Genomic DNA, 20194 nt, shown 5'->3' with positions numbered 1-20194 from the left:
CCATCTTTTGCTAGTAATAAGGAATTTGGGATTTAAACTCAGAAATTCCATTTATGGTTCTGTGCTTTGGCGTTTCTAGTTTTTCATACTTACCTTCTGCAAATAGAATCAACTCTCCGCAACGCTCTCGCTTGGCAAGTTGATGAGCGTAACTTTGTATATCTTCAAAACTCAACGCACTAATACACTCAGCAAGTTGTGTATTTCTGTTAAAGCTTAAATCTTGCGTACCTAAGCTTATCCATAGTCTTTGCGACTTCATCGACAAATTAAGGTCACGCTCTTCTAGTTGCTTTAATAAATTCTGTTTGATGGTAGACCAATAAAAACGATAAAACTCGATTTCTTCTAACTGCTGAAACAGAAATACGGTCATGGCATCAAGCAGCGTTTTGGCATTGTTATTAGGGCTTTGCACATAAAATGCCATCCCAGGGTGTTGATTGTGGGGAACATAGCCAGTTCCGACAATGTAGCCCAACTGCTGTTCTGTTCGAAGCGCATTGAAAAATGGTGCCGCCAACATTTGCTCTAACACCATACAAAGTGCAGTGTCGTGAAGGCCTGCAGTGGGGGCTTGTAAATACAGCACAACAGCCGCATCGTCGTGCTCACAACTGACTTGATGATAAAAAGCTTCGCCAACGGGTAGTTTTGATACCGCGCGAGACAAAGGTGCACCGCTGGTGTTATCACATTTACGATCAATAGTGTTTGCGAACTCCATTGCTTGCTTGCTGGCCCAATTGCCATGCACAAAGCTTTCTATGAAATAATCGTCAAATGCAGTGTCACGCACTTTAATCATATCTTCATAAGATGTGTTGGCTACGGCTTGCAGTAATTCTATTGGGGCTTGAGTATTACGCTGTATCAACACACTCAACCTAGAGAACAAGCGGTTAGTTGGTTTGTTTAACAATGAGTTCTGTAAATTCTGAAGCTGCATTTGTTTGTAATGCTGAAAATTAAACTCTGATGGTTTAAACGATAAGACCGCTTCTAGTAACTGCTCTGCTAATAACATCTGCTGATTGGTAAAGCCTCGGGTATGCAGTGTAAAGCCAGCTTGGTGGCCATAAATTCGATAATGCAGACCCGCAATTTCGGCGCGGTAATACTTGGCTTGCAGGTAGTCATTTAATGCACTTAACCAAATTCGCTTAGCAGCAACCGCGGTTAAAGAATCAGAAAAATGCACCATATCAAACGAGACATAAATGTCGCCCTTGGGGCTAAAAAACTGTTGGTCTTGCGCAAACCAAAAGCGCACACCGTCTTTATCAACCAGTTGTGTAGGGTTATCGAATCCTGTTTCGGGTAATACTAACGCATAGCTTTCCCCCAAATAGGGGTTCGGAGGGGGCAGTGATAATGCTTCAATCGTTATTGGTGACGCAAAGGCGTTCAATTGTTCTTCAGCAATAGGCTGAACACGGTATCTTGCATTGTAATATGCGCAGCTTCTGTCGGTTTCTACATCCGGAGAGATTACTTTTAATCGAATATTAAACGGCGTAAAGAACGACAAGGCCTCTTTCATAACTGCGCCATCGTAGCTACCAATACTCGTGCGAAGCTTTCTTAGTTGCTCCGGAGTGAATAAAAATTGATGCTGAGCAAATTCGCTAACCATCGTTAGCGGCTTAACGTTTTCTTCATATTCTAGTGCTAGTGCGGTAAGTTGTGCTTTCTCTTCGAATCGCCATGAATCATTAATAGAGAGCTTAACCAATTCTAAGTAACTAAATAGTGCCATTACCACATGGTGTTGGTTTGCTAACCCAAGCTCTGTTAGCTGAAAGCTAATATTGAAGTCTTTGAATTTGTCGCCTTCAATACCCGAACCAGCAATTAGATTTACCGCCCAGTTTTGGCTCTTTAAGTAGGCAAGTAAACTGCCTTCGCCTTCATCGCCAAGTAAATGACTAATATAATTTAGCGGTTTGGTATCGATATCGTTGTGAATACCAGGCAATGCAAAGGTTACTATCATTCGCCGCGCTGTTTGTAGCGGTTTGATATTAATTTGAATACCAAGCTGAGAAGAGGAATAAAGCGCAGGCCAAGAATCACTGGCTAACGCGCCAGCCTCAAAACTTGAAAAGCTCTGTGTTATCAACGCTTCTAACTGAGCAATGGGAACCGGACTTGAAATACACAAACACATATTGCGTCCACAATAATACTGTTTGTGCAGAGCTCTTAATGCCTCGCGAAGGCTGCTAACTTCGTGTTTTGAAAATATATCAGCATTGCCAACAGAAAATTTGGAGAAGGGGTGAGCAGGATTACACGTTTCTTTGTGAATTTGATAAAGCCGGCGTAAGTCGTCTTTAATTTTAAACTGAAACTCTGCATCAATGGATTTGATTTCATTTGTTAGCGCGGTTTCATTTAAGATGGGCTGGCGCAACATATCGGCAAAGGCCGGCAGGGTTTGGGCAATCGCAGAACCGTCACACTGATAATGATAATTCGCATATTCAGTGCCTGTCCACGCGTTAATATTACCGCCATGTTGCTCGATGAATCCATTGATACTATTTGGGTTTGGAAAATGTCGACTTCCCATAAAAAGCATGTGTTCTAGTAAATGGGCTAGCCCCTGACATTCGTTTGGATCGTAAAAATGACCCGCACGAACCGCCATAGAAACATAGGAGGTGCTGGATTGTGGCTCATGGCATAACATAACCCTTAGACCGTTAGGCAAGGTAAGATGGTATGCGTTATCAAACTTTTGAACGTTAGTCACATGATCTCATTGTAATAACTCAAGACAAAATTGTCAGGAAAACCACGAACTGCTCACAATCCCTGAAATGAAATAATACAGTTTAATAACCACTATTTAGGTTTTGTGCTATGCGTAATTAAAGCACTCTGTTATCGTAACTGCACTTAAAACATAGTATGCGTAATGTTATGTCAGGTCAAAGTAGCAACGACGACATTTTTTTATTTATCATGCGCCACGGAGAGGCAGAAGCACCGCGTTTGGATGACAAAAGTCGGCAGCTCACTCAAGTTGGTAGACAGCAATCGTCGGCCGCTACGCAGTGGTTGTGTGCGAATTATTGTCCTGATAACGCCGTGGATTTGGCGCTAATCAGCCCTTATCGCAGAACGCGTCAGACCCTTGATATGGTCTCCCTCGATATCGTCGCTGATAAAGTCGAAGTGAATGAAGATATTATTCCAGATGGTTCGGCGGAATTGGTTAGCGATTATTTATCGGCGCGCATTCACAGTGCTGTGAATTCTAAACAACCCCTCAAACGAATATTAGTGGTTAGCCACATGCCATTAGTCAGCTATTTGGTTGACGCATTGTGCCAGTCTTATACAACCAGTTTATTCGCTACAGCCTCCATTGCCGTCATTCGATACTCGCTCAGAACACAAAAAGGCACCTTGGTAACGCATTACCAAGGCTGAAGGTTTAAATGGCGATAAAAGGTCAATGCACGTGGTGTATCTGGCTTGAACAACCATGGTTACATTAGACTAAAGATTTATTTGTGAATTTTGCTTCAGAAGTTTTGTTTTTGACCGATAATAAATATTGAGAGTGTCAAAGTTTATTCGAAAGCAGGGTGGGGAATGACCAGCAAATCTATTCCTGAACTCCTCAAGCGTTCATTGCAGTCGCACATGGCGGAAGCAGATTTGCGCGAAGACGAGGAGATGCAGGACATTATTACAAAATTGTCTACGTTGTCTGACAAGGTTGCGGCTGCAAAAGCGCAAGTGCTTGCCAAACGTGCTCAAAAAGCAGTAGATAAAATCTAGTCTGAAGCGCCAGACTGGGGTGCGTTGAAGTACTCCGGCATAATGCGAACCGTTTTGATCATGTTTTCTGTAATATCCACAATCTCTAACGGGTAACCTGCCAATCGAACACTCACTTTGTTCTCTGGAATCTCTTCTAAATACTCTAGCAATAACCCATTCAATGTTTTCGGGCCTTCAGTAGGCAAGTTCCAATCCATTTCTTTGTTCAGGTCACGAATATTAGCACTGCCGTCTACCAATACAGAGCCATCTTGCTGAACGTGTGCTTCTTTACTGTGATCAGGCACCATGCTGGTGGTGAAGTCACCGATGATTTCTTCAAGAATATCCTCTAATGTAACCAAGCCCATAATATCGCCATACTCGTCGACAACGAGCGCGATACGTTCTTTTTCTGCTTGGAACTTATACATCAACGTATGTAATGGCGTAGATTCTGGCGTGTAGTATATTTCTCTTACCGCACGAAGCAGACTTGACTTAGTGAACTGATCTTTTGACAACAAGCGTAGTGCATCGCGCACATGTACGAACCCTACCGCATCATCAATGCTATCGCGGTAAAGTAACACACGGGTATGTTGAGCGTGAGTAAGGTGCTTCTGAATTCGCTTCCATTCATCGTTAATATCTATGGCAACAATTTCAGCTCTTGGCACCATAATATCTTCCGCTGTTACGCTCTCTAAATCCAAAATACTCACCAACATATCTTGGTGTTTTTTGGGAATAAGGCTTCCCGCTTCGTAAACAACGGTACGTAATTCTTCGCGACTTAAAGAGTCGTCATTGCCGTCTGCAGGGCTAATTTTAAGCAGCGCTAAAATGCCATTGGTGATGCCATTAATAAAAGCGACAAACGGGTAAAGAATGGTTAGCAAGGGTAATAATATTACTGAACTTGGGAAGGCCACTTTTTCAGGATAAAGTGCAGCTAATGTCTTTGGGGTGACTTCTGCGAAAATAAGCAAAATTAAAGTTAAGCCAAAGGTGGCTGCAAACAAGCCCCAGTAATCGCCAAACAAGCGAATACAAATTATTGTCGCTAACGATGAGGCGGCAATATTGACAAGGTTGTTACCTATTAAAATAAGACCTATTAGCCTGTCTGGGCGATCAAGAAGTTTTTGAACGCGTTGAGCTGATTTATTGCCTTCGTTTTGCAGGTGCTTAAGGCGATATCGGTTTATCGACATCATGCCTGTTTCAGAACTAGAGAAATACGCAGAAAGTAATATGAGTACGCCGAGCGCGATAAACAGCGTACTCGTAGATATGTCGTCCAACTATTGGGTTCCTATCATTTATTGATGTTCAAATACTATAATTTGAAATTGGGTCTACATGTGCAATATACGCAGCATACGCAAGGTGTGCACGTAAATTTGGTTAATTCATTTGGATAAATGGCGATTTATAGCAATATTTCTCGAACCAATTTACTACCGAAGTATGCAAGTGACAGTAAGATAACACCGAGTACTGTCATAAATATCACTTGTTTACCGCGCCATCCGCGAAGCTTTTGACCTACCAACAATATTAAATACACCACCAAAGCTGCACTTGATAGCACGGTTTTATGCGCATAAGTCTTATTAAACATATCGTCTAAGAAAACAAACCCGCTCAGTAACGACACCGATAACAAACAGGTACCCGCCAGCAAAAGTTTGAACAAAATACCTTCTACTAACATTAGCGGCGGCAAAGACGAATGGAGTAGCGTAGCGCCTTTTTGCTTTAATCGGTAAGTAATGTACGACATCTGCAAGGCATAGAGAAAGGCTATAACTAAAGTGCAGTAGGCAAATAAAGATAAGCTGATATGCACCACAAGCCCGGGTTGCAACTCTATATGCATAATATAGGACACAGGAATAAACCGCGAAGCTAATACCGATAAGCTAGCAAACCCAAATACTACCGGAAGCAAAATAAGATTAGGAATAGCGCGGGCAAAAATCAGCATGGCGGTGGTGATTATCCAGGCCACTAATGACAGCACATTGGTAATACTCATGTCTTGCCCTGGCGCCACCATAATAACGTTAAGCAGAAACGCAATGTGCGCGATAACACCTAAGCTAGCAATGCCTAGGCCTAAGCGTTTGTTTGGGCCTTCCTGATGTACAAATTTGCCAAGTAAAACAATAGCGGCCATAGCATAAAGTGCGGCGGCGGCAATGGCGAAAGCGGTGTTCATGATGTTTCCTGTAAAAAATGGTGTTAATCACCAATACTGGCGGTATTGATACTGGAAGTTGGGCTTAAATTCAACCATCTCCTTGTTTTTCTTTATGCAAGTACCATGTATTGGAGCAATCGAGTTCGTTTAATTTACTCGCATGCAAGCTTACGAGGTGAGACAATAACGACTTGAATTAGTTTAATGGTGGCTCATGGCAAGCTTGTATGCGTGAGTAGTAAATAAAGGATATAAATTTCCTTCACTAGACGGTACGTTAAGTTGCCCTTTTACGTTACAATAGGCGCATTACGTCTGAAATAAATAGAAGTTTCATACTATGTTTGAAAATTTATCAGAACGCTTAGGCCAGACATTACGAAATGTCAGTGGTAAGGGGCGTCTTACAGAAGACAACATTAAAGAAACGCTTCGCGAAGTGCGCATGGCGTTACTTGAAGCGGATGTTGCATTACCGGTTATTAAATCCTTCGTTGCACAAGTTAAAGAGCGTGCAGTTGGGACTGAAGTCACCAAGAGCCTCAAGCCTGGTCAAATCTTTATTAAGATTGTTCAGTCTGAGCTAGAAGCGGTGATGGGTGAAGCTAATGAAAAGCTAAACTTGGCCACTCAGCCTCCTGCGGTTATTTTAATGGCAGGCCTTCAAGGGGCGGGTAAAACCACCTCAGTGGCTAAACTTGCTAAATACCTAACTGAACGCGAAAAGAAAAAGGTTATGGTAGTAAGTGCCGATGTTTATCGCCCAGCGGCGATCAAACAATTGGAAACCCTTGCCAGCGAAGTGAATGTATCTTTTCACCCGTCAACTATTTTGCAAACGCCTATTCACATTGTTGAAGGGGCCATCGATGAAGCGAAGAAAAATTTCTTTGATGTACTGCTTGTAGATACCGCGGGTCGTTTGCATGTCGATAACGACATGATGGACGAGATTAAAGACTTACACGCTGCAGTGAAGCCCATTGAAACCTTATTCGTGGTAGATGCCATGACAGGTCAAGATGCGGCAAACACAGCAAAAGCTTTCAACGATGCACTACCATTAACCGGTGTTATCTTAACGAAAGCCGATGGTGATGCTAGAGGCGGTGCAGCTCTTTCGGTTCGTCATATTACAGGTAAACCTATTAAGTTTATCGGTATGGGCGAGAAAGTCGATGCATTAGAGCCTTTCCACCCAGAGCGTATCGCTTCTCGTATTTTAGGCATGGGTGATGTACTCAGCTTAATTGAAGAAGTAGAGCGTAAGGTAGACCGCAATAAAGCGGAAAAACTGGCCAAGAAAGTTCAAAAAGGCAAGGGCTTCGATCTGCAAGATTTCAAAGATCAGCTTGAGCAAATGAAGAACATGGGCGGCATGATGGGAATGATGGACAAACTGCCGGGTATGGGCGGTATGTCTGAAAAAATCAAAGAGCAAGCCAACGACAAGCAGTTCAATCAGATGGAAGCCATCATTAATTCGATGACCCCCGCTGAACGTTCTCGCCCTGATATTATCAAGGGATCTCGCAAACGTCGTATTGCTGCAGGTTCTGGCACCCAGATTCAAGATGTAAACCGTTTACTTAAGCAGTTTACTCAAATGCAAAAAATGATGAAAAAAATGTCTGGTGGCGGCATGAAGAAAATGATGCGCCAGATGAAAGGCATGATGCCTCCAGGTGGGCCGGGCGGTCCAGGTGGATTTGGTGGCGGCGGAGGCCCTGGTGGCTTCGGCGGCGGTGGTGGTATGTTCCCTCCAAGATAGCCTTTAAAATTGATGATATTGACTTGTCCTAGAATAAGTTGACACTTATTTCGGTTAAAACGCCCGATGTATTTCATCGGGCGTTTTGTATTTTAGAGCCATATGTGGCCGCCTGTCATTATAGATTGCTACGGATTCGGCGACCATCTTTCTCGCCTCCTCTAAATTACGAGGTTTTGTAAGCAAGTATTCGTTTTTCAGAATACCATTTATTCGCTCTGCAAGAGCATTTTGATAGCAGTCGTAACCATCTGTCATGGAGCATTGGACGTTATACTTGTTGTGGAGTTTTTGATACTCTTCAGAGCAATACTGTATGCCTCTATCAGAATGATGTACAAGCTTTTCATTTGTCGTTTTTTGTTTAAGTGCTAGTGTGAACGCCTTCTTAACTGATTCAGTTCTCATATTATCGTCAACCTGATAGCCCACAATCTTCCGTGAATAAGCATCAGTAATGAGACTTAGGTAACTCTCTCCACTTCGCGTCGGTAAGTATGTAATGTCCGCTACCCATAGCTGATTAGGCTTGTCTGCTTTAAAACCCGCTTTGATAAGGTTGGGATGACAACGGAACCGATGATGACTGTTCGTTGTTTTGTGATAGGCGCGCTTTGTCGGCACCAGTAGTCGTTTTTCTCTCAGTAAATTAAAGAGGTGGTCTCTGCCAATATTTATCTTCACCTTAGCAAGCAGATACTTAAGCTTCCGAGCTCCGATACGAGGCTGAGTCATTCGCTCCTGTCGGACAAATTGAATAACTCTATCCTCATGCGCTTCGCGCTTAAGGGAGCGAGCACAGTGTTGGTAGTAGGCTTGCCGAGATATGTTCAGGTAACGACAAGCTTTAGAAACGGAAACCCCGTATATCACTTTTTCCTGGATGACTTTCTTTTGCGCTTTTTTACAACGCTAACTCCATAGTCACTTTCAAGGACATTTACGACCGCTTCAAAGAAATCAGCTTTCATTTTCGTATCAGCAAGCTCTTTCTCCAACGCTTTAATTCGCTGTTCGGGAGTGAGTTCTGTTTTAGGTTTATCCACGACGTGGCCTCGCTTTAGAAACTTCGGTGTTCCATTCATCCAATCTAAACGACCATACTTACGAAGCCAAACTAAAACAGTTGAACACCCCTGGATTCCGTAGTGATCTTGCGCTTGTTTATATGTGAATTCGCCTTTTTCAACTTGGTCTACAACTGCCAGTTTAAAAGCGAGTGAATAATCACGTTGAGTTCTTTTACTATTTGGTTTCATTGCACTCTCCAAATTAAGTTTGAAAAGTGTCAACGCTATTTAGGATGGGTCATATTTAAGAGCCTCATTTAACGAAATGAGGCTTTTTTTATTTTCTTGCATCTAATTCTATAGGTGAGTCGTTTGGTTTAAGTGACAGGACGTAAGCAGTTTCACGCGTCTACTTAATCTGAGAGCACGTATAATGGAGTTACACTGCATGAAAATAGTAAAAACAACATCAAACACACTTAAATTAACGGCTATTTCTGTGGCGGTGGCCATGCTGTTATCTGGTTGTAATGGCGACAGCGGAAAAGATGGTATAGACGGCGTTGATGGTATGGATGGCGCCGATGGTAGCAATGGCGCACCAGGCTTGCCTCAAGGCCAATTTTTTATTGCCAATAACGGTGAGAGCAATAGTGGCACCGTTAGCTTGGTCGATCAAAACGCGAATACCCTTAACACCTTAACTACGGGGGCAAACGAAGGTATTGTTTACACCCAAACTGGTAGCTTAGTTCAGGCTGGAGACAGCGACACGCCCTTGTTACGCACTTTATGTTCGTTATCTAGCCGCACATCAGGCATGTATTCTACTAATACTGACACAGACATTAGTGGAGCAAATACAGGGTTAACTAACCCGAAAGGCATTGCATTTGCTAATAAGACCGGCATCATCTTCGCGGCCGACTTTACTGGTATGCGTATTAGTATTTTTGGTAGTCAAGCTGCCGGCGATGTGGCGCCGCTAGCGGAAATAGTAACCGCAGCCCAACCTTGGGATGTGGCATTTGATGAAGAGGCCGACAGGTTATTCGTGGCATTAACCGATGGCACCATAGCGGTATATGATGATGTGATAGCCTCCGAATTTGCCCCGACGGTGACTCGTACTATCGTGCCATCAGATAGTGATGGAAATCAGATTTCTGTAAACGCCCACGGTATCGTTTACGAGCCTATGTCAGACAGATTAGTGGTATCGGATGTTGGTGATGCTGCCGTAGCTGACGATGGTCAACTATTTGTGCTCGCCAGTGCAGCCACTGCCGATGGCGCTACCGTACCTACCAGAACTATTAGCGGTGTATCAACGGTATTAGGTAATCCAGTTGATATTGCACTTACCGGTTCTACCCTGCGCGTCGCCGAAAAATCCAATGACGCTATTCTTGTTTTCACCAACATATTTAGTGGTGAGAGTGGCGACATTGCCCCTGACCTTGTTACCTCTACCAGCAAACCTGAATCAATTGCTGAATTAACAGATGTTGAAATGCAAATGGACGCGTCTGACAATGGTCTGTCTACCATGCCCATCAAGGGAATTAGTGTAACCAGTAACCCTGGAACAGCTGGCGATACCACCGGCGGTGTTATGCACTATAGCGCCACGTTAAGCAGTGAATTAGCTAGCTTCGATAGCACTATTAGTATTGAGAGTGCAACTTATACCGCAGTGGGCGACGGGTATATTACCTTTGATGATACGGCAACCAGTACAGGTGGCATATTGGTAGTAAACCGTCTTAAAACTACCCGTGATGACGGCATGTACAATACGTCTTACGACCATGAAATTAGCGGTGATAGCACAGGGCTTGTTGCACCTAAAGGTATTGATGTTTCATCAAACGATAATCTTATTTTTGTTGCCGATATAGATGCCACCGCACCAGGTGTTCGTATCTTCTCAACATGTGCTGCAGGTAATGTTGCTCCGTTGCTTTCGCTGACGGCATTTAACGGCGCTAGCCCGTGGGATGTTGACTATGATGCAGCAACAGACCAAGCATTCTTAGCGCTGACTAACGGTACAGTGGCCGTATTTGAAGATGTGGTGCGTAAACTTAATAGCGGTATGGACACTATTGATGGTGAAGACCGATTAATTACGCCTGCAATGTCGGGAACGGCTGTTACCGCGCCTACGAATATTCATGGTATCGACTACGATGCGCAAAGCGATTCATTGGTCATTTCTGATGTGGGTAGTGCTGCTGATGCCACCGATGGAAAGCTTTATGTTATTCCAGGCGCTGGAAATGCAAGTGGCCTAACGGATATGTCGGTCTCTATCTCTGGTCCGTTAAGCCTGTTAGGCAACCCAGTCGATTTGATGCTTAGCAATGGGCATGTTTACGTGGCTGAAAAGTCGAACAATGCCGTACTGCGTTTTGATAATATTCTCAATCAAGCATCGGGAGATATGGCACCAAGCTATAGTGTTTCTTTCACCGCGCCAGAATCGGTATCTGTGCTATTGAACCAATAATATCGCTTCGTCTAGAGGGCGCGATAAAATAGTCATACTGCTTTATGAGTATTTAATTCGGTAAGCAGTAATTGGAAGGGGCTAGTTAATAGCCCCTTTTTTGCGCCTATAAATTATGCTTAAGGTAGGGGGCACTACAGGAGTAAATTTGTACGTTATAGGTAAGACAAGGCGCCAGAAGAAAGTAATATAAAAGTTATGTGAAAGATAAAGCATATAAATAACAGTCATCTATACTTAACGTAAGCTTCTGATAAACGAGCGAGTGCTTAGTTAAAATGAAGAACAAACATTATGTTATTAGACGAGACAATAATATTGTCATCATCCATGTAAAAGGTGCGTGGGACGCAATTATTACTGAAAATTTTAGTCAAGCATTTAAAAATACTGGTCGAATGATAAGCCACGCTCCATGGGCACATTTAGTTTATTTTGATGAGTGGGCGTTATCAACACCTGATGCTGAGCCTGTAATCAACGAAATGCTTGTATGGGCTGAAGCAAATAACATGACCCATACCGCGAGAGTCTATAAAGACAACGCATTAAAAACTTATCAACTTGACCGTATGATTGATTTAGAAAAACAAAAAGGGTCAACACGCCACTTTGAAACTGCATCAGAAGGGTTTGACTGGTTGGCGAAACATGGATTTAACGCACAAACCGCGAGAGTATTCGAGTAAGTACTTTATGCAATAACGCATTTATCTCCCTATAGGTATGCTCACTTCTTGCCCGCCTTTGCCCTATGATACAAAGCGGATATGAATATTGTGCAACCTTTGAATAAAAAAACAGCATTCATTTACCCTGGCACGCCACAAACCCTTTTCCCGTCTGTGCAAATCATTCAATTCATAATACACTGACCGGCTAATTATCCATTTAACAAGCGTGTCTAAGGACAGCAATAGTTTGTTGGAAATGGAATGAAAAAGACGGTTGATTAAAGTGGTAGTAGCTTATGCAGGCTACATGCAAAGACTCAAAATAATAGGATACTGAATGGCAGGCTTAAAACGTATTGTTCTCATCGATACCCATTTGCCGGGTGTGGTTGAATTAAAGCTTGATGGGCATACCAACATCTGTGGTACGAATGCATCGGGTAAAACGACTTTGCAGCGGCTCATTCCAGTTTTTTACGGCGAATATCCTAGTCGTGTAGTTCCTGCTACTCGTGACAGTTTTGAGCGTTGGTACTTACCTCGTTTATCTAGCTTTATTATTTATGAGTATGCTCGCGCCGACGGTGATATATGCCAAGCGGTTTTAAGCTCTAATGGCACGGGCGTTAACTATCGCTTAGTGGGTAAACCGTTCGATATTGACGATTACTTAATTAAGCAAAAAAGTGGTAAGCATGTGAGCGTAAGCAGTGCAGAACTTGCTCGGGCAATGAAACGCAATAACGTGATGGTAACCAGTTTACTGAACACCAAAGATTTCCGCGCTATCGTACAAAACGATCATGGTGTCTTGAACCAAAGCGGTAACGGTCGAGAACTATTGGGTTACGCCAAAATATTCAGCCTGTGCGAGCCAAGCAAGCATATGCGTCATATTGAAAAACTTGCAAAAGCGGTGCATTCAAAAGAAGGCAAGATGGAAACCATCAAAGCCATGATTGCCGCTATTTTGGAAGAAGATGGCGTAACACCGCCTACATCAGGCTTAAGCCGGAATCGTGTTGATGACTGGATTAAAGAGTGCCAGTTAATTAAACAGTTCGACAATATTCGCCCTGAGTTCAGCAAACTTGAACAAGCCGATATGGCATTAAGTAGCACTGAGCAACTATTAGCTAATTTAAAGCACAGCTTTGAGCTAGATAAAGTGCACTTATCCACTCGTGTTGATACCACTAAAAACGAATTAGACGAGAATACCTTCCAGCGTAAACAAACTGATAGTCAGTGGCACGATACGCGGGATCATCTTAACCAAGTTATTTCGTCTGCCCGTGCCGATGTTGAAAAATACACTAGTGAACTGGATACCGTCGAACGTGAATTCGATAAATGGCAAGACCAGAATATCGACCAGTTAAAAGAAGACGTTGCTAATTTAGCGCAATGGCAAAACGCCCGTGAATTAGCCGACAGCCGCTATCTACTACTTACCGAAAAACACCAAGATATAGAATCAGCCTATAACAAACGATTGGCTGAGTTAGGCGATAAGTTGTCACTCTCGTTAGAGTCACTGTCAGCGGCAAGGCAAGAGGCAGCGGAAACCAAAGCAGAACAAACCCAACAAGAACACGAAGCCATTGCCCGCATTCGCGATGATTACGCGGGCCAGCTCAGCACCCTACAAGCCAATTTTCAAACCGCCTCTGGTGAGCTTAAAGTAGCTGAAGCTGAACTAAAGGCCTCGCTATCTAACGCGGGTTACAACGAATTTGAGCAGTCGCAATTAGATTTGCTTGATGCTGCCACAAAAGAAGCGTCGGTTAACGAAGATGCGGCTCGAGCGGCGTACCGACAAACTCAGCAAGCCCATAGTAAAGCGGTGCAGTTTAGGCAAGATGCTTCAAACGCCCTTGATAAAGCGCGGGTTGCCTTTCAAAAAGAAGAAAGTGCAGTTTCAAAAATCAATGGCTTGCTGTACCCAGGTGAGGGCTCACTGCTAGAGTTCTTACGTGCCAATGTTGATGATTGGGAGTTATCGCTAGGTAAAGTACTTCGCCCTGAATTGTTAGACCGAAACGACTTAAGCCCTAGCGTGACTAAAGCTGCCGAAGACGCTAAATCGGACGCTAAGTCGGATAGCGAGAAAGCAAGTACTTCGCTAATGGGTATCAATCTGGCCCTCTCAGAGCTTGAAACGCCCGAATACGCGCAAACTGAACAAGCCTTAAAGCAACAGCTTCAGTTAGCTGAAACTCGTCAAGCCGCATCACTAGCTGCGCAAAATGAATGCGAAACGCGTTTAGCTAAAGCCAATGAAGATGTGCGCAACGCTGAATTGTCGATGACGCAAAAAGACAATGCAGTGAAAAGTGCTGAAGCTAGCCGTAAGCGCGCGCAACAAGACCGCGACAGCTTGTTAAGCGAATACCAGCAGGCGCTTTCAGCGCGCAAGCAAAAGGCGAAAACAAAACTTGAAGCTAATCTTCAAGCCCAAAAGCAAGCCAAAGCTCAATATGAACTTAGCCGTGACGAAATAAAAGATCAGCAGCGAGAGTCGGAAACAGAGCATAGCTTCCATTGGCAACAACTTATCGCCGACAGCACTGGGCGTATTGCGCAAATTGATAAAGACATGCAGCAGGCAAAAGCGAATGCTGCTCGCGACCGTGAAGATATGCAAAAGTGGCTTGAAAATGAGCTGAATAATCGCGGTGTGGACATCGATGAAATAGGCCAACTTAAGAAGCAAATTAATAAGCTGAAAGAAGATATAAACCGCACCGAAACCCACCGCCATAAAGTGGCTGACTACGAACGTTGGTACGCTACCATTTTCACCAAACAAAAGGTGGTATGGCAAGACGAACTAGCAAAAGCGCGGAAATCGTTAGGGGAATCTGAACGTGGTTTGGCGCAAAAGCAAAGCGAGTACAAAACAACCCGTGAACAATTGCAAGAACAACAAGCTTCACTTGAAACTAAGCTTAAAACTGCAACAGATCAATTAGAACAAGTTCGTACGTTAAGCAAATCACTCAGTAAGCTTACCCTGCAAGCCGCAAAAGAGTTTACTGAAATTAAGCATGACGATGTCAGTGTGAACCAGCGTATTTCTGAAGTACAAGGGCACTTGCAAGAACGAGACACCCTTTATAGCGATATTCGTGCTTATGTAGAAAGGTTCGATCAGCTAATTGCAGCGCAAGCTGGAACTGGGCTGTCTGATACCTGGGAACGCGCACGTGAAGAATGCGCCACTATTAACGCCCACGGGGTAAAGAGCTTCGATCATCGCCGTATGGTATCTCACTTATCACAGTTGCTAAATGTAATAGTGCCGCAGAAACTACAAGGCTTACGTGAGCAAGGCAGAATATTCGGTGCCGATTTGTCTCAGTACTACTTTGTACTTGCAGATATAGATAAGCGCATTGTGTCGCAAAGCCGTCGGATTACCCAAGAGGTCGACGGTGAATTGTTCCTAGATGGTGTATCTGATTCTGCGGTGAAGATTCGCTCTCGCATTAGCGAGCTAGAATTTTGGCCAGAACTAGAGCAGTTTAGAAAGCTGTACGAGCACTGGATGGAAGAGGGCGCAAATACCTTGCCTGAAGAAGAGTACGGGCTAAGTATGCGTCGTGTGCTAGACATTTTAGGCCGCGCTGCACTTACTGGTGGCATCAGTAAATTGCTTGATATCGAACTTCATTTACGTGAAGGCAAGAGCGATTTGGTTATTAGAACCGATCGCCAGTTAAATGAATCGTCTAGTCATGGTATGGCTTATCTTATTTTATGTAAGTTCTTACTGGCCTTTACCCGTTTATTGCGAGGCGATGCAGAAGCAACCGTGCACTGGCCCATTGATGAGTTGGGTACACTGCATCAAAGCAACGTGAAGAAAATTTTCGATGCCTGTCAGAACAATAACATTAGTGTTGTAGGCGCATTCCCGAATCCTGAATCGGAAGTACTGACTTTGTTTGAGAATCGCTACCTTATTGACAAAGTCACCCGTCAGTTGCAGGTGGTTCAGCCTAGAACCAGTGGTATTGCTGCTCGCCTACAGGCCAAAAAAGCACAAGATAAAGGGAACGCTAGCCAGGAGACATTATCATGATGACTGAACAAGGCCGCGTGTTAAGCGCACTATTGCAAGGGACGTTTATTTGTCAGGTTACTGACGAGGAAGCATGGCGCTTTTTGAAAAACCGTGAGAAAGCTCAGCAATTAGAGCCTCATTTAGCATTGCTAAACCGCACACTTTCAAGCACGGCAGAAGGCGATGTTTTTTTTGCCAGTTACTTAACCATTGGTGAGGCTGAGCGAAAAATTCTAACCCAACAGTTTCAGGATACTGCGTCGAATCTTGTACCACTTGTGGAATGGTTGTTGTTAGTACAACAAGCCAATGAGTCTGATATGCCGGTGACAATGGGCAATGCTATTCGCTTAAACGAACTGCAAACTACTATTGAAGATACCCCTGCGTATGCCGAGCAACTAGAGAAAATTTCTCGTTACCGCATGTTTGGTTCTACCAGCGTGAATTTGGATGGCCAGTTAAAGCAGGTATTTAAACGCTTAACCGAAATGGGGTACTTAACTAAGCCAAACCCAGAAAAGCAGATTTACCTTGCCACCGGTAAAGTAGAGCACTTGTATGAAATGCTGCGTTTTATTGATGAAACAGAAGCGTTAAGTTTATCTGAGCAAGCTGATGCTGCTATTACCCAGGGTAGTTTGTTATGAGCCAAGCGCTTATTCAAACAGGCGCTCGCTTACTAAATGCATTGGGTAAGCACAGCGACCTTATCATGCAGGTTTATATCAACGGCACGGTTGATGAGCAAAACCATAGCCCTAAGGTATTAGAGCAATTGGTACAGCTTGGTGTGCTTTGGCGCCCAGAATCGCAAAGTGAATTACGACTTAAAAGTGCAGTGCGTACGTTACTAGAAGGTAGCTTACAAGATGAAAGAAACCGCACCATTAATGCCAATATCGGTGCGTCGCTCGCGAGTTTAAAAACCTTAGCAGAGCATTACAAAGAAGCCCTGCATTACAATAAATACAACGAATCTGCTGCGCATATGAGCGATTTAACCGAGCATGTGTATCAACTGTCTGAATCCCTGTCGAACAGTGTACGAGTGTTGTTCGGGCGCATTACTAATGAGTTTGGTTATGTGTCGTCGGTAGATGCCAAAATTCGTGAAAACGAATTAGCGCAAGGGCAGGTGACTGACTTGCTTTCTCAATTAGAGTGTTTCCGCTTCGATGAATTAAGTGAAATAGCGGGTTCAAATCGCGAACTCCGCCATTTGCTGGTGGTGTCGTTGCAGCAACGCTTTTCAAAAGCCGCGCAAGAACTCTCGGTTGTGCAAGCGCGCTTGATAGATTTACTTGGCCGGTTTCGAGAATTCCAAGGTCGTACTCGCTTGCTTAAGGGCTACTTGCTACACATGGAGCAACACCCTGACTTTGCGCCGGGTAATTACACTAACTTGACTCAAGTGCCAGTACTGTTTAATCAATCGAACAGCGTGATGAGTGCCGCTGCGCCCGACGTTAATAATGTCGAGCACGAGAACGATTACCAAGAGATTGTGTCCTCGCTTACGCATATTCATCAACGTGCTACCAAACATGACGATGCTGAAGCACAACAAGATATCGATGTAACTGCTCAATCTACGGTATCTCTTGAAAAGGATGAATTACAGTTGGCCATTGAAGACTTCTTCTGTGAGGTTATTGATTCGGGCCAACCGAAAACAGCGTTAACCTATTATGAAGAAAAAGCGTTAGCGTTTGATCGTGAGGTATGGATGTATCAAGTGATTGGTGGGTATCAAGCGCTTGCTGATCAAGAAAAGCAATTTTTTGCCCTCGATCCTCATGGTGAAAATGACAAAACGTTTACAGGCAACTTCTACATTAACGATATCACCCTAGGGCTGCGCTAGCGGCTCTATTTATTATATTGGTTTTTACATTTGTATTTACACTTATTTCGGGGTTCTTATACGCAAGTTTACTTGGATCTCGCAAAGAAAAGACTATAATAAAAAACAGTTATTTTACATTTAATTCACACATTGAACTTAATTGTTCATGGTGGCGTAATATAGCTGTCAACGAGCAGGAGCAACATTAATACTCTCGTGAAAAACAATAAACTGCCTAGCAGGATGCGGGCAAGTAGTGGTGCCAATGCGTATGGCACGAAGAGGATGAAACTATGCAACTTTCACAGCAACAAACCTTTAATCAAGCACTTATCAAATTGTCGGTATTGTTATACCAAGTAGACGGTATGGTAACGTTATCTGAACAAGATTATCTCAATTCCATGGTTGAAGAACTAGACTGGCAGAGCCCAATTTGCCGAGAAGCTTTCTTGAACGATACGATTTATCAGACTAGACAAGCTATTGATACTGGCGACGAACTCGAGTTCATGCGGGCGCTGAAAGATGACCTGTCTTTTAACGCAGAAAAAACCCTAGAGGTTGCCATGGCAATCACTGGCGTTGATGGAGAGCGAAGTGAAGCAGAAACAGAGCTGTTATCGGTACTTACCCACAAACTGTTGGCAAAGGCATTGATAGCAGGCAGCAGTACGCTGCCTAATCAGGTTAATAGCCAAGCGCCGCACTAACTGCCTAGAGCTTGAACATGGCCTAGAGCGTAGACACTGCCTAGAGCTTAGATAGCTGCCTAGAGCTTCGGCAATCGCCCAGCCCTTCGCTAGATGAACGGCAAAACAAGTTACTAAATATAGCTAGTAAAGCATGAGGTCGCTGAATAATGATTTCAGTACTTGGCTTTGCTAGTACAGCGCATTAGCTAATAGTAATACCATGGCGTAGCCAACACTATAAGCAAGTAGTAATAGGCCAGAGTAACGTAGGAAGGTAGCAAACGTTAACCCTTCCACTTTACTCATGGCTACAATACCTGCTGCAGATCCTATTACTAATAAAGAACCGCCTACCCCTACCGCGTAAGTAAACGATAACCACTCGGGAGTCGTCATTGTAATTTCAGCTTTTAATAACGCTGCGGTTAACGGTACGTTATCTATCATGGAAGACATTATCCCCATTAGATAATTGGCCAGACTCACAGGCAGTGAATCGTATAAATACATAAAGCCGTTAAGGGCGTGAATATGTTCCAACATGCCTACAAGCAGAAGCACACCTAAGAAAAACAGCAGGGTATCGAATTCAATGTACCGAATGTAGTCGAGTATGGGGTCGTTATCGTTATGTTTCCCGTAGAGCGTTGCCACCATAAACATAACCGCCATACCGGTTAAAAAGCTCAGTACCGGCGGAATGGAAAATATGACGTTGGCGGCCAGTGTAAATAGTATGGTAGCAAGAAATATGGCGGCAATAATATAATCCACCGTTGCGATATCATTTCGCTGTTTCTTAATTCTTACTTCCCCAGTAATACCAATACTCAGTAATGCAGCTAGCAATATCACGGTGACAAACGATGGGCCAATCAGCATGAGAAGTTCGGTAATAGACACTTTGTGTTGCAGGAAAATCATCAGCGTTGTGACATCGCCGGTAATCAATGAAACCCCACCTGAGTTGACGGCGAATACCACCAAAACGGAAAAGCGGATAGTCTGTTTTAATGGCAAGCCCAAAGATAGCACTAACGCAATTGATACCAGAGTTGCCGTAATGTTATCGGCTAATGAGGAGAAGCAAAAACTGAAAATAGCAGTAAAGAACAGTAATGCTTTCAAGCTAATTTTCTCTGGCATCACAATATTCATTACATTTTCAATTAACCCTTTTCGATTTAAATACGCCACGAAGGTCATCGCTGCCACCAAAAACAACCACAATGTGGAAATCTCGGTAAGGTTACTCATTAACGCGTTGTTAATGTGCTCAGTCTGAGAAATAGAAGAGGAAAATATAAATAGTAGTAACCAAGAAATAGTGCCTAGCAAAAGGGTGGTCTTGGCTTTGTCTACATGAATGAGGTCTTCAAAGATAACGCACAGTAGTGCAAGAATGGCGATGACAATAAGTGCCACGTCTAACATGGTGTCAGTTCCTAACAGCAATTTTTATTCGCGCGGATTGTAAGAGCTAGGAAATGAAATAAACAGCGAGATGGGCATGAATGAACTATTTTATGCGACGCTTTAACTATCAGGCTGATAACTTTTTACTATCAGTGGTGGAAGTACAGGGTTGACGATAGTTATAATGATGATGCCAACTAAATAGCGCAGCT

Annotated in this window: 14 protein-coding genes; 9 read left to right on the top strand and 5 right to left on the bottom strand. The window is 43.5% G+C overall.

Annotated features, from left to right (window positions below; all coding sequences use genetic code 11):
• Positions 1-10 precede the first annotated feature (10 nt).
• On the bottom strand, positions 11-2758 hold the full coding sequence (locus R1T43_RS14745) for an insulinase family protein (protein WP_317350165.1): 2748 nt from the start codon (positions 2756-2758) through the stop codon (positions 11-13).
• 170 nt (positions 2759-2928) lie between these two features.
• On the opposite strand from R1T43_RS14745, the gene sixA reads away from it, so the two are divergent.
• A complete protein-coding gene (gene sixA / locus R1T43_RS14740; protein WP_231518498.1) occupies positions 2929-3441 on the top strand; it encodes a phosphohistidine phosphatase SixA in 513 nt (170 codons plus the stop codon).
• 165 nt (positions 3442-3606) lie between these two features.
• Positions 3607-3795, top strand: coding sequence for a hypothetical protein (locus R1T43_RS14735; protein WP_013784916.1), 189 nt, complete (start codon positions 3607-3609; stop codon positions 3793-3795).
• Here R1T43_RS14735 and R1T43_RS14730 read toward each other — a convergent pair.
• Both R1T43_RS14730 and R1T43_RS14725 read right to left on the bottom strand, forming a co-directional pair.
• Positions 3792-5084 carry an HlyC/CorC family transporter gene (locus R1T43_RS14730; protein WP_057793021.1) on the bottom strand — a complete coding sequence of 431 codons (1293 nt, stop codon included), beginning with the start codon at positions 5082-5084 and terminating at the stop codon, positions 3792-3794. The genes R1T43_RS14735 and R1T43_RS14730 overlap by 4 nt on opposite strands.
• Positions 5085-5212: 128 nt before the next feature.
• A complete protein-coding gene (locus R1T43_RS14725; RefSeq protein ID WP_317350163.1) occupies positions 5213-6004 on the bottom strand; it encodes an inner membrane protein YpjD in 792 nt (263 codons plus the stop codon).
• Between the two features lie 322 nt (positions 6005-6326).
• On the opposite strand from R1T43_RS14725, the gene ffh reads away from it, so the two are divergent.
• The gene (ffh, locus tag R1T43_RS14720; RefSeq protein ID WP_211069656.1) at positions 6327-7757 is read left to right on the top strand and encodes a signal recognition particle protein; all 1431 of its coding nucleotides are present in this window, start codon (positions 6327-6329) and stop codon (positions 7755-7757) included.
• Between the two features lie 54 nt (positions 7758-7811).
• On the opposite strand, the gene R1T43_RS14715 is transcribed toward ffh, so the two are convergent.
• Positions 7812-9016 (bottom strand): IS3 family transposase gene (locus R1T43_RS14715; protein ID WP_410548979.1). Its coding sequence is split into 2 segments (ribosomal slippage): positions 7812-8644 and positions 8644-9016, totalling 1206 coding nucleotides; the frame shifts between segments, so codons are not numbered across the junction.
• A 199-nt stretch (positions 9017-9215) separates the two neighbouring features.
• Between R1T43_RS14715 and R1T43_RS14710 the strand changes: the two genes are divergently transcribed.
• The 6 genes from R1T43_RS14710 (at position 9216) to R1T43_RS14685 (ending at position 18584) form a co-directional block, all read left to right on the top strand.
• Complete coding sequence (locus tag R1T43_RS14710; protein WP_317350159.1) at positions 9216-11279, top strand: hypothetical protein; 2064 nt, start codon at positions 9216-9218, stop codon at positions 11277-11279.
• Positions 11280-11557: 278 nt separating this feature from the next.
• Positions 11558-11968 (top strand): hypothetical protein, encoded by a 411-nt coding sequence (locus R1T43_RS14705; protein WP_211069654.1) that lies wholly within the window; start codon positions 11558-11560, stop codon positions 11966-11968.
• 322 nt (positions 11969-12290) lie between these two features.
• Positions 12291-16040, top strand: coding sequence for an ATP-binding protein (locus R1T43_RS14700; protein ID WP_317350157.1), 3750 nt, complete (start codon positions 12291-12293; stop codon positions 16038-16040).
• Positions 16037-16672 (top strand): condensin complex protein MksE, encoded by a 636-nt coding sequence (locus R1T43_RS14695; RefSeq protein ID WP_013784910.1) that lies wholly within the window; start codon positions 16037-16039, stop codon positions 16670-16672. Before R1T43_RS14700 ends, R1T43_RS14695 begins: the two co-directional genes overlap by 4 nt.
• Entirely contained in the window at positions 16669-17889 is a 1221-nt protein-coding gene (locus R1T43_RS14690) for a phosphoenolpyruvate carboxylase (RefSeq protein WP_211069652.1), read from the top strand. Before R1T43_RS14695 ends, R1T43_RS14690 begins: the two co-directional genes overlap by 4 nt.
• Positions 17890-18164: 275 nt before the next feature.
• A complete protein-coding gene (locus R1T43_RS14685) occupies positions 18165-18584 on the top strand; it encodes a TerB family tellurite resistance protein (RefSeq protein ID WP_211069651.1) in 420 nt (139 codons plus the stop codon).
• Between the two features lie 171 nt (positions 18585-18755).
• Here the strand turns inward: R1T43_RS14685 and nhaD are convergent, their stop codons facing one another.
• The gene (gene nhaD, locus R1T43_RS14680) at positions 18756-20000 is read right to left on the bottom strand and encodes a sodium:proton antiporter NhaD (protein ID WP_317350154.1); all 1245 of its coding nucleotides are present in this window, start codon (positions 19998-20000) and stop codon (positions 18756-18758) included.
• Between the last annotated feature and the right edge of the window lie 194 nt (positions 20001-20194).

Origin of the sequence: Alteromonas sp. CI.11.F.A3 (genome assembly GCF_032925565.1) — a bacterium.
GTDB lineage: Bacteria > Pseudomonadota > Gammaproteobacteria > Enterobacterales > Alteromonadaceae > Alteromonas.
Note: the sequence above shows the minus strand (reverse complement) of the source record. Positions and strands in the feature narration are given on the sequence as shown.

What these genes read in the sequence shown, in the direction of transcription:
- sixA (WP_231518498.1), top strand. Translation starts at nt 2,929, where the DNA reads ATGTCAGGTCAAAGTAGCAACGACGACATTTTTTTATTTATCATGCGC.
- R1T43_RS14705 (WP_211069654.1), top strand. Translation starts at nt 11,558, where the DNA reads ATGAAGAACAAACATTATGTTATTAGACGAGACAATAATATTGTCATC.
- nhaD (WP_317350154.1), bottom strand. Translation starts at nt 20,000, where the DNA reads ATGTTAGACGTGGCACTTATTGTCATCGCCATTCTTGCACTACTGTGC.
- R1T43_RS14710 (WP_317350159.1), top strand. Translation starts at nt 9,216, where the DNA reads ATGAAAATAGTAAAAACAACATCAAACACACTTAAATTAACGGCTATT.
- ffh (WP_211069656.1), top strand. Translation starts at nt 6,327, where the DNA reads ATGTTTGAAAATTTATCAGAACGCTTAGGCCAGACATTACGAAATGTC.
- R1T43_RS14695 (WP_013784910.1), top strand. Translation starts at nt 16,037, where the DNA reads ATGATGACTGAACAAGGCCGCGTGTTAAGCGCACTATTGCAAGGGACG.
- R1T43_RS14725 (WP_317350163.1), bottom strand. Translation starts at nt 6,004, where the DNA reads ATGAACACCGCTTTCGCCATTGCCGCCGCCGCACTTTATGCTATGGCC.
- R1T43_RS14735 (WP_013784916.1), top strand. Translation starts at nt 3,607, where the DNA reads ATGACCAGCAAATCTATTCCTGAACTCCTCAAGCGTTCATTGCAGTCG.
- R1T43_RS14690 (WP_211069652.1), top strand. Translation starts at nt 16,669, where the DNA reads ATGAGCCAAGCGCTTATTCAAACAGGCGCTCGCTTACTAAATGCATTG.
- R1T43_RS14685 (WP_211069651.1), top strand. Translation starts at nt 18,165, where the DNA reads ATGCAACTTTCACAGCAACAAACCTTTAATCAAGCACTTATCAAATTG.
- R1T43_RS14700 (WP_317350157.1), top strand. Translation starts at nt 12,291, where the DNA reads ATGGCAGGCTTAAAACGTATTGTTCTCATCGATACCCATTTGCCGGGT.